The following is a 15,684-nucleotide window of genomic DNA, read 5'->3' as shown; positions in this document are numbered from 1 at the left end:
ATGGCTCACGATCTCCCTCCCCTCAATGCCCTGCGGGCCTTCGAGGCCACTGCCCGGGTCAATAGCGTCAGCCAGGCGGCCGAAGCGCTGCACGTTACCCATGGCGCCGTCAGCCGGCAGATCAAGGTGCTTGAAGAGCACCTGGGCGTGGCCCTGTTCGTCAAGGACGGGCGTGGCATCAAACTCACAGATGCCGGAGTGCGTCTGCGTGACGCCAGCGCCGAGGCGTTCGACCGCCTGCGTAGTGCATGCGCCGAGTTGAGCCGGGATGTGAGCGAGGCGCCATTTGTGCTGGGATGTTCCGGTAGCCTGCTGGCGCGCTGGTTCATCCCGCGTTTGGGGCGGTTGAAGGCCGACCTGCCCGAGTTGCGCCTGCACCTGTCAGCGGGTGAAGGCGACCTGGACCCGCGCCGGCCAGGGCTGGATGCGTTGCTGGTGTATGCCGAACCGCCGTGGCCAGCGGACATGCAGGTCCATGTGCTGGCGCAAGAGCGCATCGGCCCGGTGCTCAGCCCGCACTTCGCCAGTTTCGACCGCTTGCAGGCCGCACCCGCCAAGGCCCTGTTGGACGAAGCGCTGCTGCACACCACCTCGCGCCCGCAGGCCTGGCCAACGTGGGCGGCAGAACAAGGGCTGGAGTCTGGTGCATTGCAGTACGGCCAGGCGTTCGAGCACCTGTATTACCTGCTGGAGGCAGCGGTTGCCGGCTTGGGTGTCGCGATTGCGCCACAACCGCTGGTTGCCGACGATTTGCGAGCGGGGCGTTTGAGTGCGCCTTGGGGCTTTTCGCCGACCCCTGCCGCGCTGGCGCTGTGGGTGCCCCGGCGCGCCGCGGATGAGCGCGCCGAGCAACTGGCGCAGTGGCTACGCGCCGAGCTGGCCAGACAGAGCGCTTAGTTGCGCTTGCACAACAGATAGGCCGCCAGCAGGCCCAGCGCGCCAATTGCAACGCCTGCGGTGGTGTATGGGTGCTCTTGGGCGTAGTCGCGGGTGGCGATGCCGGTCTGGCGGGTGCGCTCTTTGACCTCCTCATAGGCATCGCTGACAAGGCTGCGCGAATGGCGCAGCGCGCTTTCCGCGTTGCTGCGCATCGCCTTCACCGATTTCTGGGTTTCCTCGGAGGCATCGTGCTTCAGGCTTTCCAGGCTTTTCAGCAGGCTTTCGATCTCCGCTTCCATGCTTTCCAGGGATGTTTTACGCAGCGAGTTGCGGTGCATGTTGACTCTCCTTTGCAGTATGGGCTGTAAGGAGTGCGACTGCCGGGCTGCGGGAAAGTGCGATCGAACTTTACCGAACGGCAGTGGCTCGCAGGTAAACCAGGCCTGCGCTGCTAGGCTCAATTTCACCGTCACCCAAGGAGAGCGCTCATGACTGATCATCACACCTACAAGAAGATCGAGCTGGTGGGTTCGTCCCATAACAGCATCGAAGAGGCGATCAACAATGCCTTGGCCGAAGCCGGCAAGAGCATCAAGCACCTGGAGTGGTTCGAAGTGATCGATACCCGTGGCCATATCCGCGACAACAAGGCCGCGCATTTTCAGGTCACGCTGAAGGTTGGCTTTCGCATCGCCAACAGCTGAAACATTCCCGGGCTGGAATAGCCCGGCGTGATGGCGTTATAACTCCGGAGGGCGCCTTGGCGGCGCCCTTTTGGTCTTTTCTCATCTGTACAAGGAATGCGATTGATGAAGAAACTGATGCTGGCGTTGGGTTTGATGGCATTGGCGGGCGGTGCGATGGCGGCCGGAAAGCCATGCGAAGAGCTCAAGGCGGAGATCGCCTCGAAGCTTGATGCCAAGGGCGTGAAGGGCTACACGCTGGAGGTGGTCAAAAAGGGCGACCCGGCTGGCAAAGTGGTTGGCACCTGCGAGGGCGGTAGCAAAGAGATCGTCTACCGCCGCGGCTGATGCGCTGGATGCTTCGCGGGCGCGCCCGCTCCCACAGGTATAGCGCCGCACCTGTGGGAGCGGGCAAGCCCGCGAGGAGGGTCACTCCGTCTTCAAGGCCTGCGCCATCAGCTCATAGGACCGCACCCGGTCCGCATGCTCATACAGATCGCAGGTAAAGATCAGCTCGTCCGCCCCGGTCTGCTCCAGCAGTACCTCCACCTTGGCCCTGACCTTCTGCGGGCTGCCGATCATTGCCAGCCCCAGGAAACTCGCCACCGCATCGCGCTCATGGGGTAGCCACAGCCCATCCATGCTCGGCACAGGCGGCTTTTGCATCAGGCTCTGGCCACGAATCAGCGCCAGGATGCGCTGGTAGACCGAGGTTGCCAGGTATTCGGCTTTGTCGTCGGTTTCGGCCACCACCATCGGAATTCCCAACATCACATAGGGTTTGTCCAGCGTGGTCGATGGCTTGAAGTGGTCGCGATAGATGCGGATCGCTTCATGCATGAAACGCGGGGCAAAGTGCGAGGCAAAGGCGTACGGCATGCCGCGCATGCCGGCCAGTTGCGCGCTGAACAGGCTCGAACCCAGCAGCCACAGCGGCACGTCGGTGTCGTGGCCGGGCACGGCGATCACTTTTTGATCATCGGTACGTGGGCCGAGGTAGCGCGACAGCTCCTCGACATCATCCGGGAAGTTGTCGGCACTGCCGGCGCGGTCGCGGCGCAGGGCGTAGGCGGTCATCTGGTCGGACCCTGGCGCACGCCCCAGGCCCAGGTCGATCCGCCCGGGATACAGGCTTGCCAATGTGCCGAACTGCTCAGCGATCACCAGCGGCGCATGGTTGGGCAGCATGACGCCGCCGGAGCCGACGCGGATGGTCGTCGTGCCGCCTGCCAGGTAGCCGATCAGTACCGAAGTGGCCGAGCTGGCGATGCCGTCCATGTTGTGGTGTTCGGCCACCCAGAAGCGATTGTAGCCAAACCGCTCGACATGCCGAGCCAGGTCCAGCGAGTTGTGCAGCGATTGCGCCGGACCTTGGTCGGCGCGCACCGGCACCAGGTCGAGGGTGGAAATCTTCAGGTCACGCAGCTGCGTCATTGGAGCCTCCGCAAGAGTGATTGGCCCGAAGGCCTTTTCGAATCTGTATGGGCAGATTCGAAGTATTCAATGCTCACTGGGTAATTGCTCTGAACTTGCCGTAAGACACGGGCCTCGAAAATGTAGGCAAGTAACCCTACGACCAGGAGGCAACATGAAAAAGACAGCATCGGCGATCTGGCAAGGCGGCCTTAAGGATGGCAAAGGCCTGCTTTCTACTGAAAGCGGCGCGCTCAAGCAGAACCCATACGGCTTCAACACCCGTTTCGAGGGCTCGCCGGGCACCAACCCGGAAGAACTGATCGGTGCTGCCCATGCCGGCTGCTTCTCGATGGCGCTGTCGATGATGCTCGGTGAGGCCGGGCTCACTGCCGATCGCATCGATACCATTGCTGAAGTGACGCTGGACAAGCAGCCAGACGGCTTTGCCATCACCGCCGTGCACCTGATCCTCAAGGCGAAGGTGCCGGGGGCCAGCGAGGCGCAGTTCCTCGAAATCGCCAACAAGGCCAAGGCCGGTTGCCCGGTGTCCAAGGTACTCAATGCGAAGATCAGCCTGGACGCTACATTGGTGGCCTAGGCGGCGCAACGGTGACTGTTTGCTGTAGTCTAAACAGCGTCGGCAGCGCTAGCTGCCTTGCCAGGAGCCGTTACATGATTCGCTTAGCAATCGTTGTGCTGGCTTCGCTTATGGCCACTTCTGCGTTGGCGGCAGTGAAACCGTGCGAAGAACTCAAGGCCGAGATCGAAGCCAAGATTCAGGCCCGGGGAGTAACGTCCTACACCCTGGAAATCGTGCCCAACAGTGAGGCGAAGGACCCGAACATGGTCGTCGGCAGCTGTGACGGGGGGACGAAAAAAATCATTTACCAGAAGAACGATAAGTAAATGAGCGGGGCCGCAATGCGGCCCCACTGCTTATGGAATGCAGAACACGTCGCTCGGTTCGTTCACCAGCACCGTTCGGCTGGCGTCGTACAGCAGCACCTGTGGTTCCATCACTGGCGCTCGCGCCTCCAGGCGATAGCGCTCGCCTGCCTTGAAGTCGCCGAAGCGCACCGTCAGGTAGCAGGTACGGTCCTTGGGACTGGTGAGCATGCCGCCGGCATAGATTTCATAGTCGAATCGCACCACCAGTTCATGCTTGCCAGGGGTTACCTGGAAGTAGCGGCCATCGTCCAGGCGCTGGCCGTCGAGGCGGTCGGCCATGAGCAGGCGGCCAGGGGTCACGGTGTAGAGGTCGACCCAGGCTTTGGCGGGGTCGACAGGCGGCAAGGGGCTGGCGCAAGCCCCCAGTGCACTGAGGGCGATCAGCATCATGGGCTGGCGCATGGCAAAACTCCCACTCGCGATACACGAGTTACAAGCATAGCGCCGTTTGTGTGGTTCAGGTGCGTTGGCAACCTGCTGGCAGGCCCTGACCGAGCAGCTTTTGCTGATGATCGTAGAGTTTGATCCACGGACGGAAGCCGATGCTGCCGGCCTGCAGCTGGTAGCGTTGCCCGGCGTTGAAATCCTTGAAGGTCAGCTTGACCTGGCAATCGCGCCACAGCGGCGCGTCGACCGGCCCGATGTTGCTCGGCGTGACCGGGAACTGATAGCGCACGGTCAGTTCGTGGCTACCAGGCTGCACTTCGAAGTAGCGGGTGTCGGCCCAGTCGCGCTCGTCCACCTGTTTCGCGTCCAGCGAGGTATCGCCGTAGGGGGTGAGGTCGACCCAGGCCAGGTTAGGGTCCGGCTCGGGCAGGGTCGAACAGGCAGAAACCAGCAGCAGCGAGCCGGTGACCAGTAGTGCACGCATGGCGAAACTCCCCCTTGGCGAGATAGTCTTGGAGCGCATTGGCCTTGAGCGAGTGGGTAGCTCCAGATGGATCTCTTTGTTCTTTTCAAGCGCTCAGGCCCTGGGCCACTCGACCGCCTTTTCAGGCATTTGGTTCCGCTGCTGGGTGCCTTTCTGCTGAACGGTTGCAGCACTGTGGGGTATTACGGCCAGTTGGCCGAGGGGCAATGGCAGCTGTTACGGGCGCGTCAGCCTGTGGACAAGGTGATCGCCGACCCGGCTAGCAGCCCGCGCTTGCGCGCTCGTCTGGCACACGCCGAAGAGGCCCGTGCTTTTGCCAGCGAACATCTCAAATTGCCGGAAAACCGAAGCTATCGGCTGTATGCCGACCTTCAGCGCCCCTATGTGGTGTGGAACGTTTTTGCCACCCCTGAACTGTCGTTGCAGCCGGTCACGCACTGTTTTCCCATTGCCGGCTGCGTCGCCTACCGCGGCTATTACCGCCAAGGTGCTGCGCGTGGCGCGGCGGCATTGATGCGCCAGCAAGGTCTGGATGTGTACGTGAGCGGTGTCGAGGCCTATTCGACGCTGGGCTGGTTCGACGACCCGATTCTGTCGTCGATGGTCGGTTGGGGGGATGAGCGGCTGGCCACGCTGATCTTCCACGAACTGGCTCATCAGCGCTTTTATGTGCAGGACGACACCGAGTTCAACGAGTCGTTTGCCACTTTCGTCGAGCAGGAAGGCACGCGGCAATGGCGCTTGGCGCGTGGGCTTGCGGTGACTGGGGAGGATCAGTCGCAGCAGCGCGACGGGTTCACACGGTTGCTGCTGGCTAGCCGTGAGCGGTTGCAGGCGATCTATGCCGGGCCGCTGGACGATGCGCACAAGCGGGTGGCCAAGCAGGCGGAATTCGAGCGCTTGCGAGCTGAGTACAAGCAGGTGCGGGACAGCCAGTGGAATGGGGACAAGCGCTATGACGCATGGATCTACGCGCCGTTGAGCAATGCCAAGCTGTTGCCATTCGGGCTTTATGACCAGTGGGTGCCGGCATTTGCGGCGCTGTTCCGGGAGGTGGGTGGCGACTGGGGGCGGTTTTATGAGCGGGTCGAGGAGCTTGGGCGGTTGCCTGCAGCTGACAGAAAGGTGGAGTTGCAGCGGTTGATGTGAGCCTGTGAGATTTTGGGGCCGCTTTGCGGCCCTTTCGCGACACAAGGCCGCTCCTACAGGAGTACGCAATCCCTTGTAGGAGCGGCCTTGTGTCGCGAAAGGCAAAGCAGCCCCATGGCCCTCAGCCTTGGATGAAGGCTCGATGCATATCGGCCACGGTGGCGAAGTGGAAAGCCGGCGCCTCGGCCACCAGCTCTTCCTGGCTACCAAACCCATACCCCACCGCCACCGCCTGCAAACCATTGCTGCGGGCACCGATCAGATCATGCTTGCGGTCCCCGATCATCAGCGTCTGCGCCGGGTCCAGCCCTTCCTCATCCAGCAGATGACGGATCAGCTCGACCTTGTTGGTCCGCGTTCCATCCAACTCGCTGCCATAGATCACTTTGAAGTGGTGATCGAAAGCAAAGTGCCGGGCAATTTCCCGGGCGAACTCCCATGGTTTCGAGGTGGCGATGTACAGCGTCCGGCCTTGGCCATTCAACGCCTCAAGCAGCTCTGGCACGCCGTCGAACACCAGGTTCTCGTACAAGCCCGTGACACGGAAACGTTCGCGATAGAAATTCACCGCTTCCCACGCCCTGGCTTCATCGAAGCTGTAGAACTGCATGAATGCCTGCAGCAGCGGTGGGCCGATGAAGTGTTCCAGGCGGGACAGTTCGGGCTCGTCGATACCCAGCTTGGCCAGGGCATACTGGATCGAGCGGGTGATGCCCAGACGCGGGTCGGTCAAGGTACCGTCGAGGTCGAAGAGGATGTTCTGCTGGTGCATGTTCGTCTCGGTAGTCGGGATCATTGCGGTTGGTCGTAGCCTTCGGCCAGGTGCTGGTCCTTGAGCTTGACGTAGTTGCCGGCGCTGTAGGGAAAGAAGGCGTGCTCCTGATCGTTCAGCGGGCGCACCTGCTTCACTGGGCTGCCCATGTACAGGTAGCCGCTGATCAGGCGCTTGCCGGGCGGCACCAGGCTGCCGGCACCGATGATCACTTCGTCTTCGACGATGGCGCCATCCATGATGGTGCTGCCCATGCCGACCAGGATGCGGTTGCCCAAGGTGCAGCCATGCAGCATGACCTTGTGACCGATGGTCACTTCGTCACCGATGATCAGCGGAAAACCGTCGGGGTTGAAAGGGCCCGCGTGGGTGATGTGCAGCACGCTGCCGTCCTGCACGCTGGTGCGTGCGCCAATGCGGATGCGGTGCATGTCGCCGCGGATCACCGTAAGCGGCCAGACAGAGCTGTCCTCGCCGATTTCCACATCACCCAGGACCACCGCCGAACGGTCGACGAAAGCCCTGAGTCCCACTTTCGGAGTGTGTTGCTGGAAGCTGCGGATGGCCATGATAGCGTCTCTCATCTGTGCCGATAGGCAGGCTGCCTGCTGCGGTCGGCGTCGATTGTAATTAAGATGGGGCAGTGTTTCTCCTGCCAAGGTATCCGAACCGTGAGTGCGAACAACCCACTTCTGCAGTCCTACGATCTGCCGCCCTTCTCGCAAATCCGTGCCGAACACGTGTTGCCGGCGATCGAAGCGATCCTGGCCGACAACCGTAAAGCCATTGTCGAGATCCTCGAACAGCAGGGCGGCAACCCGACCTGGGCCGGCCTGGTGCTGGCCATGGACGAACTGAACGACCGCCTGGGTGCCGCCTGGAGCCCGGTCAGCCACCTCAATGCGGTGTGCAACAGCCAGGAACTGCGCGAGGCTTATGAGTCGTGCCTGCCAGCGTTGAGTGCCTACTCTACCGAACTGGGCCAGAACCGTGCGTTGTTCGAAGCCTACCAGGCGCTGGTCAACAGCCCGGAAGCCGCAGGCTTCGACGTAGCGCAAAAGACCATCCTCGAGCATGCCCTGCGTGACTTCCGCCTGTCGGGCATCGACCTGCCTGCTGACCAGCAGCAGCGTTATGCCGAAGTGCAGAGCAAGCTGAGCGAGCTGGGCAGCCGCTTCTCCAACCAATTGCTCGACGCCACTCAGGCCTGGACCAAGCATGTCACCGACGAAGGCGCGCTGGCCGGCCTGACCGACTCGGCCAAGGCGCAGATGGCCGCCGCCGCCCAGGCCAAGGGGCTGGATGGCTGGCTGATCACCCTGGAATTCCCCAGCTACTACGCCGTGATGACCTACGCCAGCGACCGAGCGCTGCGCGAAGAGCTGTATGCCGCGTATTGCACCCGTGCCTCGGACCAAGGCCCGAATGCTGGCCAGTTCGACAATGGCCCGGTCATGCAGCAAATCCTCGACCTTCGCCAGGAACTGGCCGGGCTGCTGGGCTACAAGAACTACGCCGAGCTGAGCCTGGCGACCAAGATGGCCGAGTCCAGCGACCAGGTGCTGAGCTTCCTGCGCGACCTGGCCAAGCGTTCCAAGCCATTTGCCGCCCAGGACCTGGAGCAGCTCAAGGCCTACGCCGCCGAGCAGGGCTGCCCTGAGCTGGCCAGCTGGGATGCCGGTTATTTCGGTGAAAAGCTGCGCGAGCAGCGTTACAGCGTGTCGCAGGAAACCCTGCGCGCCTACTTCCCAATCGACAAGGTACTCAGCGGCCTGTTCAGCATCGTCCAGCGCCTGTACGGCATCGAGATCGCCGAACTCAAGGGTTTCGACAGCTGGCACCCGGACGTGCGCCTGTTCGAGATCAAGGAAAACGGCCAGCACGTTGGCCGCTTCTTCTTCGACCTCTACGCACGCGCCAACAAGCGTGGCGGTGCCTGGATGGACGGCGCCCGCGATCGCCGCCTTACGGCCGGCGGCGAGCTGCAGAGCCCGGTGGCCAACCTGGTGTGCAACTTCACCCCGGCTGCGCCAGGCAAACCTGCCCTGCTGACCCACGATGAAGTCACCACGCTGTTCCACGAGTTCGGCCACGGCCTGCACCATATGCTGACCCGCATCGAGCATGCCGGTGTTTCCGGCATCAATGGTGTGGCCTGGGACGCCGTCGAGCTGCCGAGCCAGTTCATGGAAAACTGGTGCTGGGAGCCGGAAGGGCTGGCACTGATATCCGGTCACCATGAAAGCGGTGAGGCCCTGCCCCAGGACCTGCTGGACAAGATGCTGGCGGCGAAGAACTTCCAGTCCGGCATGATGATGGTGCGCCAGCTGGAGTTCTCGCTGTTCGACTTCGAGCTGCATGCCAGCCACGGTGACGGCCGCAGCGTGCTGCAGGTGCTCGAAGGCGTGCGCGACGAAGTTTCGGTGATGCGCCCGCCGGCGTACAACCGCTTCCCCAACAGCTTCGCGCATATCTTCGCTGGCGGTTATGCAGCGGGCTACTACAGCTACAAGTGGGCTGAAGTGCTGTCGGCCGACGCCTTCTCGCGCTTCGAGGAAGAAGGCGTGCTGAATGCCGAGACCGGCCGCGCCTTCCGTGAAGCGATCCTGGCCCGCGGCGGTTCGCGCGAACCCATGGAGCTGTTCGTGGACTTCCGCGGGCGCGAGCCTTCCATCGATGCATTGCTGCGCCACAGTGGCCTCACCGAGGACGCTGCGGCATGAGCGAGGTTGCTGTGAACAAGACCAAGAAGCGCTTCATCGCCGGGGCGGTATGCCCGGCGTGCAGTGAGCCCGACAAGCTGATGATGTGGAGTGAAGACGACGTGCCGCACCGCGAGTGCGTGGCCTGCGGCTTCACCGACACCCTCAACGAGCAGGGCCTGTCGGTACCCAAGGAGCTGGGTACGCGGGTCAATCAGCAGGCGCCCAAGGCGGCGCCGGCCAAGGTGCAGACGGTGCAGTTCTTCCCTAACCCGAAGTTGAAGAAGCCAGCGGAGTGACCGTCGAGGCTGGCGCCTCGTTGGCGCCAGCCTGGCCGGGTGCTATCCATGGATTGCATTCGGGGCGCGATGGGCCTTTAAGGTGACCGGCCTTTTTCCTGTCCCTTGGGTGTCCCTTGAATCAAGGCCTCGCATTGCTTGAAAACGGTCTGCTCGACTACCCGTCGTTGCAGCCGGAGCACGTTCAGACCACCTTCCAGTCCCTCCACGATCAGAATGTCGCAGCGCTGCAGCAGATCATTGCCAATCACGGCCAAGCGCCAGGTTGGGATACCTTCGTGCTGGCCATCGAACAGCTGGATCAGCGCCTGGAGGACCTCTTTCACAGCCTGGTTCCGTTGAACTATGAAAGTGATGAATGGGCAGTGGCCATCGATGCCTGTTATCAGTTGCTGCTCGATTGGGCACGATGCAAGCACGAGAATCCAGGTCTGTACGAAGGCTACCTGCGCATTGATGCGGCCGGGCTGGATGAGGCCCATCGAACAGTCCTCAAACTGATCATCAGGGGGTTCCGTTACGCCGGCCATGGCTTGGCCACAAGCCAGATGGCGCAGTTGCAGGCCACCGATCGGGCGATTGCCGGACTGGAACAGCAATTCTTGAACAACCTGATCGATGCCAGAAATGCATGGTCTTTAGAGGTCTGCGATGCATCTCGGCTGGCCGGCCTGCCGCTGCCCGTGCGTGAACGGTTGGCGTTGAACGCTAAAGAACAGGGCGGTACTGGCTGGCTGGTCGATCTGAATGAAAGCACTGTCGAAGAGATTCTGGCGTGGTCTGATGTGCGTGAGCTGCGCGAAACCGTCTACCTTGCGTCACGACGCCTGGCATCGGACCTGGGTGGCAACTCTGATCTGGACAACGCCCCGGTACTGCAGGCATTGCTGCGCCTGCGCCACGAGCGCGCTCAGTTGCTGGGCTGCGGCAACGCCGCCGAGCTGGGCCTGGAGGTCAAAGACGCGCGCAACGTGACGCAGGTCGAGAGCTTCATCAACGATCTGATCGAGTTCAACCGGCCTCGCCTGCGGGAAGACCTGAGATCCTTGCAGGTGATGGGCAAAACCCTTGGCATCGACGAGGTGGCGCCATGGGATGTGCCGTATCTGAACCGAAAATTACGCATGCAAGGCATCGAGGAGCTGGAGGCGAACATGCGCGATTACTTCACCATGGACGCCGCTTTGCAGGGGTTGTGGCAGTTGCATGAAAGGCTGTTCGGGATCACCATCGCAGCCTCCGCCGCGCCAGGCTGGCACGCCGACGTACAAGTGCTGAGCGTGAGTGAGGGCGGCACCTTGATCGGCCACATCTACCTGGATGCCTACGAACGCCCTGGCAAATTGCCGTGGCCATACAGTTACCCCATGTGCCAGCGCCATACGCATGCCGATGGCACCGTCACCTTGCCGACCGCCCTGCTCTCCTGCAGCTTCAAACGGACGCCCGGGCAGGCGTCGTGCACATTGAGCCATGAAGACCTGTGCAAGCTGTTCCACGAGGCAGGTCATGCCGTGCATCAGCTACTGGTTACCAACCATCACCGCCGCCTCAATCGCGTCGCAACCTCGGACCTGGGCCCTGACAGCTGCGAATTTGTAGGCATTTTGCTGGAGCAGTGGTGCTGGTCCGCGCCTGCCCTGCTCGCGTTGCATCAACCGGCGGAGTGCGCTGATGCTGTGACCTTGCCAGAGATGCAGCAGTGGCTTGATCGCTTGCGATGCCAGCAGGCCGTGAAGGAGGCCGAGAAGTTGCGCCGTTGCTGGTTTGACTTCATGGCGCACGTCGACGGCCATGCCGGTCGCAACCTGCGCCAGTTTGCCATCGATGCCTCCCGGCATGTCGGCTTGCCGGAATCATTCGAGGAGGAAAGGTTTGTCGAGGCTTTCGATTATCTGGTTACAGGTTACGAAGCGGGGTTCTATTGCTACAAATGGGCACAAGTGCATGCCGTCGATGCGTTCAGGGCCGTTACAGCGAGCGGTGCCCCTGAGTCATCGATCGGGCGCCGGATGCGCCAGGAGATCTTGTCCAAGGGTGGCTTGCGCCGGTTGACGGCTTCGTTTCAGGCATTCGTTGGCAGGCCCCTGTCGCTTGATGCCTATACACGCTGGCACTTGTCCGCCTGATGGCAGTGGCGGGAATGGCACGTGCGGTGTACTGTATAAAAAAACAGTATCGAAGGTTCTTGGTCATGCTTCCCGTTCCCGCCAAAGGTCGAGGTACCAGTCACAATCCGCATAACCGTTTCGCCCCCCGGCAATCGGTGCATGAGGACGATGGCTGGTATCAGGAAGTACCCCTCACGCAAGGCACCGAAGTGCGACTGGAAAATGCCAGGACCATTATCGCCCGCAACACTTCGCCAGATCTGCCCTTCGACCGTTCCATCAATCCCTACCGAGGCTGCGAGCATGGTTGCATCTACTGTTATGCCCGCCCTTCGCATGCTTACTGGGATCTGTCGCCTGGCTTGGACTTCGAAACCAAACTGATCGCCAAGACCAATGCCGCCGATGTGCTGATACAGCAGTTGAGCAAGCCGGGTTATGTTTGCGCGCCGATCAACCTCGGCTCGAATACCGACCCCTACCAGCCGATCGAGCGTGAGCAGCGACTGACTCGGCGGCTGTTGGAAGTGCTTTTACGTTTTCGCCACCCTGTGACCATTGTCACAAAGGGTGCATTGGTATTGCGTGACCTCGACCTGCTGGCGGAAATGGCCAGCCAGCGCCTTGCGCGGGTAATGATCAGTCTCACCACCCTGGACGACGACCTCAAACGCGTGCTCGAGCCCCGCGCGGCCTCACCCAAGGCCAGGTTGCGGGCTATTCGGGTATTGCGTGAAGCCGGTGTGCCGGTGGGCGTCCTGTGCTCGCCGATGATTCCAATGATCAACGACAGCGAGCTGGAGCGCTTGCTGGAGGCCGCCAGGGAAGCGGGTGCACAGAGCGCTGCCTACATGATGCTGCGCCTGCCGCTGGAAGTGGCGCCGTTGTTCGAGCAATGGCTGCAGGACCATTACCCGCAACGCGCGGCCCATGTGCTCAGCCTGATTCGCCAGAGCCGGGGTGGCGAGTTGTATGACAGCCGCTTCGGCGCACGGATGCGTGGCGAAGGTATCTTTGCCGAATTGCTGGCGCAGCGTTTTGCCAAGGCCATGAAGCGTCTGGATTTTGCCGGGCGCGAGGAGCAGGCCCTGGATTGCTCGGCGTTCTGCCCGCCAGGTGGGCAGATGGCGTTGTTCTGACAGCAGTGGCCATCACCAGCTCAGCTAATCCGAGACAATAATTATGCTCATGGCACTTGGCAGTTGATGGTTTTTTGCTATTATTCAATTCCCGCCTTATCCATCTGGAACGCCTGTTCTAGAGCCTTCGAATTAAGTTTCAGTTAAGTTTTCCCCGCTAGCGTAGGAATCCAGTCAGCGAAGACTGTGATCTATCTTCTGTGCGCGTCATCTAACTCTGCGCATAGCCAGAATCTTTCACCGGTAAAATGGATTTACCTACACACCGTCAAGAGGATGAATCATGCCCGTCAAGGACCCATCCAAGGTCGTTCCGCAAGCCCCCGCGGAGAGCGCCGATGCCGCCCTGAAGCACATCGTCGACGGCTTCCTGCGTTTTCACCATGATGTCTTCCCCGATCAGCAGGAGCTGTTCAAGAAGCTCGCCACTGCGCAAACGCCGCGCGCCATGTTCATCACCTGTGCCGACTCGCGCATCGTCCCTGAACTGATCACCCAGAGCTCGCCTGGCGACTTGTTCGTTACCCGGAACGTGGGTAACGTCGTACCACCGTATGGCCAGATGAACGGCGGCGTGTCCAGCGCCATCGAGTACGCCGTGCTGGCGCTGAAAGTGCACCACATCATCATCTGTGGCCACTCCGACTGCGGCGCCATGCGTGCAGTATTGAACCCGCATTCGCTGGACAAGATGCCCACCGTCGGCGCCTGGTTGCGTCACGCCGAAGTGGCTCGCACCGTAGTCGAGAACAATTGCTCGTGCGGCAGCGAACACGAAAGCATGCAGGTGCTGACCAAGGAAAACGTCATTGCCCAGCTGCACCACTTGCGTACCCACCCGTCAGTGGCCTCGCGTCTGGCGGCGGGCCAGCTGTACATCCACGGTTGGGTCTACGACATCGAGACCAGCAAGATCGAAGCCTACGACGCCGCCAGCGACAGCTTCCTGCCCCTGGCTGCTGGCGAGCCGATCCCCAGCGCCACTCCGAGAGGCCGCTACTAAGCGACCCGTCCAAAGCTGAACCTTGAATAGCCGGCTGCACCCCCACGGGGTGTGGCGCGGCCTTCGGCTGCCTTGAAAATGCCCTGACTGCCCTGCTGGCGATCTCGCTGGCGGCCCGCGCCTGCGCGCTTGTCAGGGCCCAACGTGCCCACGGCCAGAGGAATGGCCGTGCGTCAGAGAAAGGAGAATGATGGTGAACATGACACAGTTGAAAGCGGCCCTGCCGCGTGAGTTGCTTGCCTCGGTGGTGGTCTTCCTGGTCGCCCTGCCGTTATGCATGGGTATTGCGATCGCTTCGGGCATGCCGCCGGCCAAGGGCCTGATCACCGGCATTATCGGGGGTATCGTGGTCGGCTTCCTGGCCGGTTCGCCCCTGCAGGTCAGCGGCCCGGCGGCGGGTCTGGCAGTGCTGGTGTTCGAGCTGGTGCGCCAACATGGCATGGCCATGCTCGGGCCGATCCTGCTGCTCGCGGGTATCTTGCAATTGCTTGCCGGGCGCCTGCGCCTGGGCTGCTGGTTCCGGGTAACGGCACCGGCAGTGGTCTACGGCATGCTGGCCGGCATTGGTGTGCTGATCGTGCTGTCACAGGTGCATGTGATGTTCGATACCGCACCGCAGCCTTCGGGCATGCAGAACTTGTTGGAGTTCCCTTCGACCGTGGCCGGTGCGTTGCCTTTGGAACGTGCGGGTTCAGGTTGGCAAGCAGGTGCGCTCGGGCTGGGTACGATCGCCATCATGTGGGCTTGGGAGCGCTTGCGGCCACAGCGGCTGCGATTCGTTCCAGGCGCCCTGCTCGGCGTGGCGGCGATGACGGCCATCGCCATGTGGCTGGCGCTGCCGGTAAACCGGGTACAGGTGCCCGCAGACCTGACCGAAGCCATCGACTGGATTCGTCCCGATGACCTGATGAAACTGGCCGACCCGACCCTGCTGGTTGCCGCTTTCGCCCTGGCGTTCATCGCCAGCGCGGAGACGTTGCTGTCGGCAGCAGCGGTTGATCGCATGCACAGCGGCCAGCGGTCGGATTTCGATCGCGAGCTGTCGGCGCAAGGGATCGGCAACATGCTTTGCGGATTGCTCGGTGCCTTGCCAATGACGGGCGTGATCGTGCGCAGCTCGGCCAATGTCCAGGCGGGGGCACAGACCCGCGCTTCGGCAATCTTGCACGGCTTGTGGTTGTTGGCGTTCGTGGTGGTGCTCAGTAGCGTGCTGCAGCAGATTCCGGTGGCAAGCCTGGCTGGTGTGCTGGTCTATACCGGCATCAAACTGGTTGATTACAAGGCGCTGCGAGGGTTGGGCCGTTATGGTCGGATGCCGATGTTCACCTATGTGGCGACAGCCATGGCGATCATCTTCACCGACTTGCTGACGGGCGTTCTGCTCGGCTTCGCCCTGACGCTGCTGAAGCTGGCGTTCAAGGCTGCGCGTCTGAAGATCTGCCTGGTGCAGCTGGAACCCAGTGGGCACATGGAACTGCGCCTGAGTGGTGCGGCAACTTTCCTCAAGGTGCCGGCCCTGACCCAGGTGCTGGACACCGTGCCTGCCGGCACCACCCTGCACGTTCCGCTGGCCAACCTGACCTACATCGACCATTCATGCCTGGAGCTGCTGGAAGACTGGAGCAAGACCAGCGGCTGCAACCTGCGCATCGAGCCGCGAGGGCTCAAGCGCAGGGTGGAAGGCCGTTTGCGCAGCGTTGCTGGTACCTGAT

At 61.9% G+C, this 15,684-nt stretch carries 18 protein-coding genes; 12 read left to right on the top strand and 6 right to left on the bottom strand.

Annotation, left to right across the window (positions count from 1 at the left end):
- Window positions 1-897, top strand: a complete 897-nt coding sequence (locus tag ACIPW4_RS00410; RefSeq protein WP_400653916.1) for a LysR family transcriptional regulator — start codon at window positions 1-3, stop codon at window positions 895-897.
- Here the strand turns inward: ACIPW4_RS00410 and ACIPW4_RS00405 are convergent.
- On the bottom strand, window positions 894-1,217 hold the full coding sequence (locus ACIPW4_RS00405; RefSeq protein ID WP_400653914.1) for a YqjD family protein: 324 nt from the start codon (window positions 1,215-1,217) through the stop codon (window positions 894-896). The two genes, ACIPW4_RS00410 and ACIPW4_RS00405, sit on opposite strands and share 4 nt — an antisense overlap.
- 150 nt (window positions 1,218-1,367) lie before the next feature.
- Here ACIPW4_RS00405 and ACIPW4_RS00400 point away from each other — a divergent pair, with 150 nt between their 5' ends.
- Both ACIPW4_RS00400 and ACIPW4_RS00395 read left to right on the top strand, forming a co-directional pair.
- Complete coding sequence (locus tag ACIPW4_RS00400) at window positions 1,368-1,583, top strand: dodecin (RefSeq protein ID WP_400653913.1); 216 nt, start codon at window positions 1,368-1,370, stop codon at window positions 1,581-1,583.
- A gap of 105 nt (window positions 1,584-1,688) precedes the next feature.
- Window positions 1,689-1,910: a DUF1161 domain-containing protein gene (locus ACIPW4_RS00395; RefSeq protein ID WP_400653911.1), complete on the top strand. Its 222-nt coding sequence runs from the start codon at window positions 1,689-1,691 to the stop codon at window positions 1,908-1,910.
- Window positions 1,911-1,991: 81 nt separating this feature from the next.
- Here ACIPW4_RS00395 and ACIPW4_RS00390 read toward each other — a convergent pair whose 3' ends face one another.
- Window positions 1,992-2,996 carry an LLM class flavin-dependent oxidoreductase gene (locus ACIPW4_RS00390; RefSeq protein WP_400653909.1) on the bottom strand — a complete coding sequence of 335 codons (1,005 nt, stop codon included), beginning with the start codon at window positions 2,994-2,996 and terminating at the stop codon, window positions 1,992-1,994.
- A gap of 154 nt (window positions 2,997-3,150) precedes the next feature.
- On the opposite strand from ACIPW4_RS00390, the gene ACIPW4_RS00385 reads away from it, so the two are divergent.
- Window positions 3,151-3,576 (top strand): OsmC family protein, encoded by a 426-nt coding sequence (locus ACIPW4_RS00385; RefSeq protein ID WP_400653907.1) that lies wholly within the window; start codon window positions 3,151-3,153, stop codon window positions 3,574-3,576.
- A 74-nt stretch (window positions 3,577-3,650) separates the two neighbouring features.
- Entirely contained in the window at window positions 3,651-3,884 is a 234-nt protein-coding gene (locus ACIPW4_RS00380) for a DUF1161 domain-containing protein (RefSeq protein ID WP_400653905.1), read from the top strand.
- A 30-nt stretch (window positions 3,885-3,914) separates the two neighbouring features.
- Here ACIPW4_RS00380 and ACIPW4_RS00375 read toward each other — a convergent pair whose 3' ends face one another.
- Together ACIPW4_RS00375 and ACIPW4_RS00370 are read right to left on the bottom strand one after the other, a co-directional pair.
- Window positions 3,915-4,328, bottom strand: coding sequence for a hypothetical protein (locus ACIPW4_RS00375; RefSeq protein ID WP_400653903.1), 414 nt, complete (start codon window positions 4,326-4,328; stop codon window positions 3,915-3,917).
- A gap of 55 nt (window positions 4,329-4,383) precedes the next feature.
- A complete protein-coding gene (locus tag ACIPW4_RS00370) occupies window positions 4,384-4,797 on the bottom strand; it encodes a hypothetical protein (protein ID WP_400653902.1) in 414 nt (137 codons plus the stop codon).
- Between the two features lie 66 nt (window positions 4,798-4,863).
- Here ACIPW4_RS00370 and ACIPW4_RS00365 point away from each other — a divergent pair, with 66 nt between their 5' ends.
- A complete protein-coding gene (locus tag ACIPW4_RS00365) occupies window positions 4,864-5,946 on the top strand; it encodes an aminopeptidase (protein WP_400653900.1) in 1,083 nt (360 codons plus the stop codon).
- A 121-nt stretch (window positions 5,947-6,067) separates the two neighbouring features.
- On the opposite strand, the gene ACIPW4_RS00360 is transcribed toward ACIPW4_RS00365, so the two are convergent.
- Together ACIPW4_RS00360 and ACIPW4_RS00355 are read right to left on the bottom strand one after the other, a co-directional pair.
- Window positions 6,068-6,718: an HAD family hydrolase gene (locus tag ACIPW4_RS00360; protein ID WP_400653898.1), complete on the bottom strand. Its 651-nt coding sequence runs from the start codon at window positions 6,716-6,718 to the stop codon at window positions 6,068-6,070.
- A gap of 20 nt (window positions 6,719-6,738) precedes the next feature.
- Window positions 6,739-7,287 carry a gamma carbonic anhydrase family protein gene (locus tag ACIPW4_RS00355; RefSeq protein ID WP_346652408.1) on the bottom strand — a complete coding sequence of 183 codons (549 nt, stop codon included), beginning with the start codon at window positions 7,285-7,287 and terminating at the stop codon, window positions 6,739-6,741.
- A 102-nt stretch (window positions 7,288-7,389) separates the two neighbouring features.
- Between ACIPW4_RS00355 and prlC the strand changes: the two genes are divergently transcribed.
- The 6 genes from prlC (at window position 7,390) to ACIPW4_RS00325 (ending at window position 15,683) form a co-directional block, all read left to right on the top strand.
- Window positions 7,390-9,441: an oligopeptidase A gene (gene prlC / locus ACIPW4_RS00350; protein ID WP_400653896.1), complete on the top strand. Its 2,052-nt coding sequence runs from the start codon at window positions 7,390-7,392 to the stop codon at window positions 9,439-9,441.
- Entirely contained in the window at window positions 9,438-9,719 is a 282-nt protein-coding gene (locus ACIPW4_RS00345; RefSeq protein ID WP_400653894.1) for a YheV family putative zinc ribbon protein, read from the top strand. Before prlC ends, ACIPW4_RS00345 begins: the two co-directional genes overlap by 4 nt.
- Window positions 9,720-9,835: 116 nt before the next feature.
- A complete protein-coding gene (locus ACIPW4_RS00340; protein WP_400653892.1) occupies window positions 9,836-11,848 on the top strand; it encodes a M3 family metallopeptidase in 2,013 nt (670 codons plus the stop codon).
- Window positions 11,849-11,913: 65 nt separating this feature from the next.
- Window positions 11,914-12,969: a PA0069 family radical SAM protein gene (locus tag ACIPW4_RS00335; RefSeq protein ID WP_400653890.1), complete on the top strand. Its 1,056-nt coding sequence runs from the start codon at window positions 11,914-11,916 to the stop codon at window positions 12,967-12,969.
- A gap of 283 nt (window positions 12,970-13,252) precedes the next feature.
- A complete protein-coding gene (locus tag ACIPW4_RS00330; RefSeq protein ID WP_400653888.1) occupies window positions 13,253-13,972 on the top strand; it encodes a carbonic anhydrase in 720 nt (239 codons plus the stop codon).
- 190 nt (window positions 13,973-14,162) lie between these two features.
- Window positions 14,163-15,683: a SulP family inorganic anion transporter gene (locus tag ACIPW4_RS00325; RefSeq protein ID WP_400653886.1), complete on the top strand. Its 1,521-nt coding sequence runs from the start codon at window positions 14,163-14,165 to the stop codon at window positions 15,681-15,683.
- Window position 15,684 lies beyond the last annotated feature (1 nt).

The sequence above is a fragment of the Pseudomonas sp. NPDC089996 genome (assembly GCF_044748405.1).
Taxonomy (GTDB): Bacteria; Pseudomonadota; Gammaproteobacteria; order Pseudomonadales; family Pseudomonadaceae; genus Aquipseudomonas.
The sequence above is the reverse complement of the archived record's forward strand: the minus strand, read 5'-3'. Positions and strand labels throughout refer to the sequence as shown.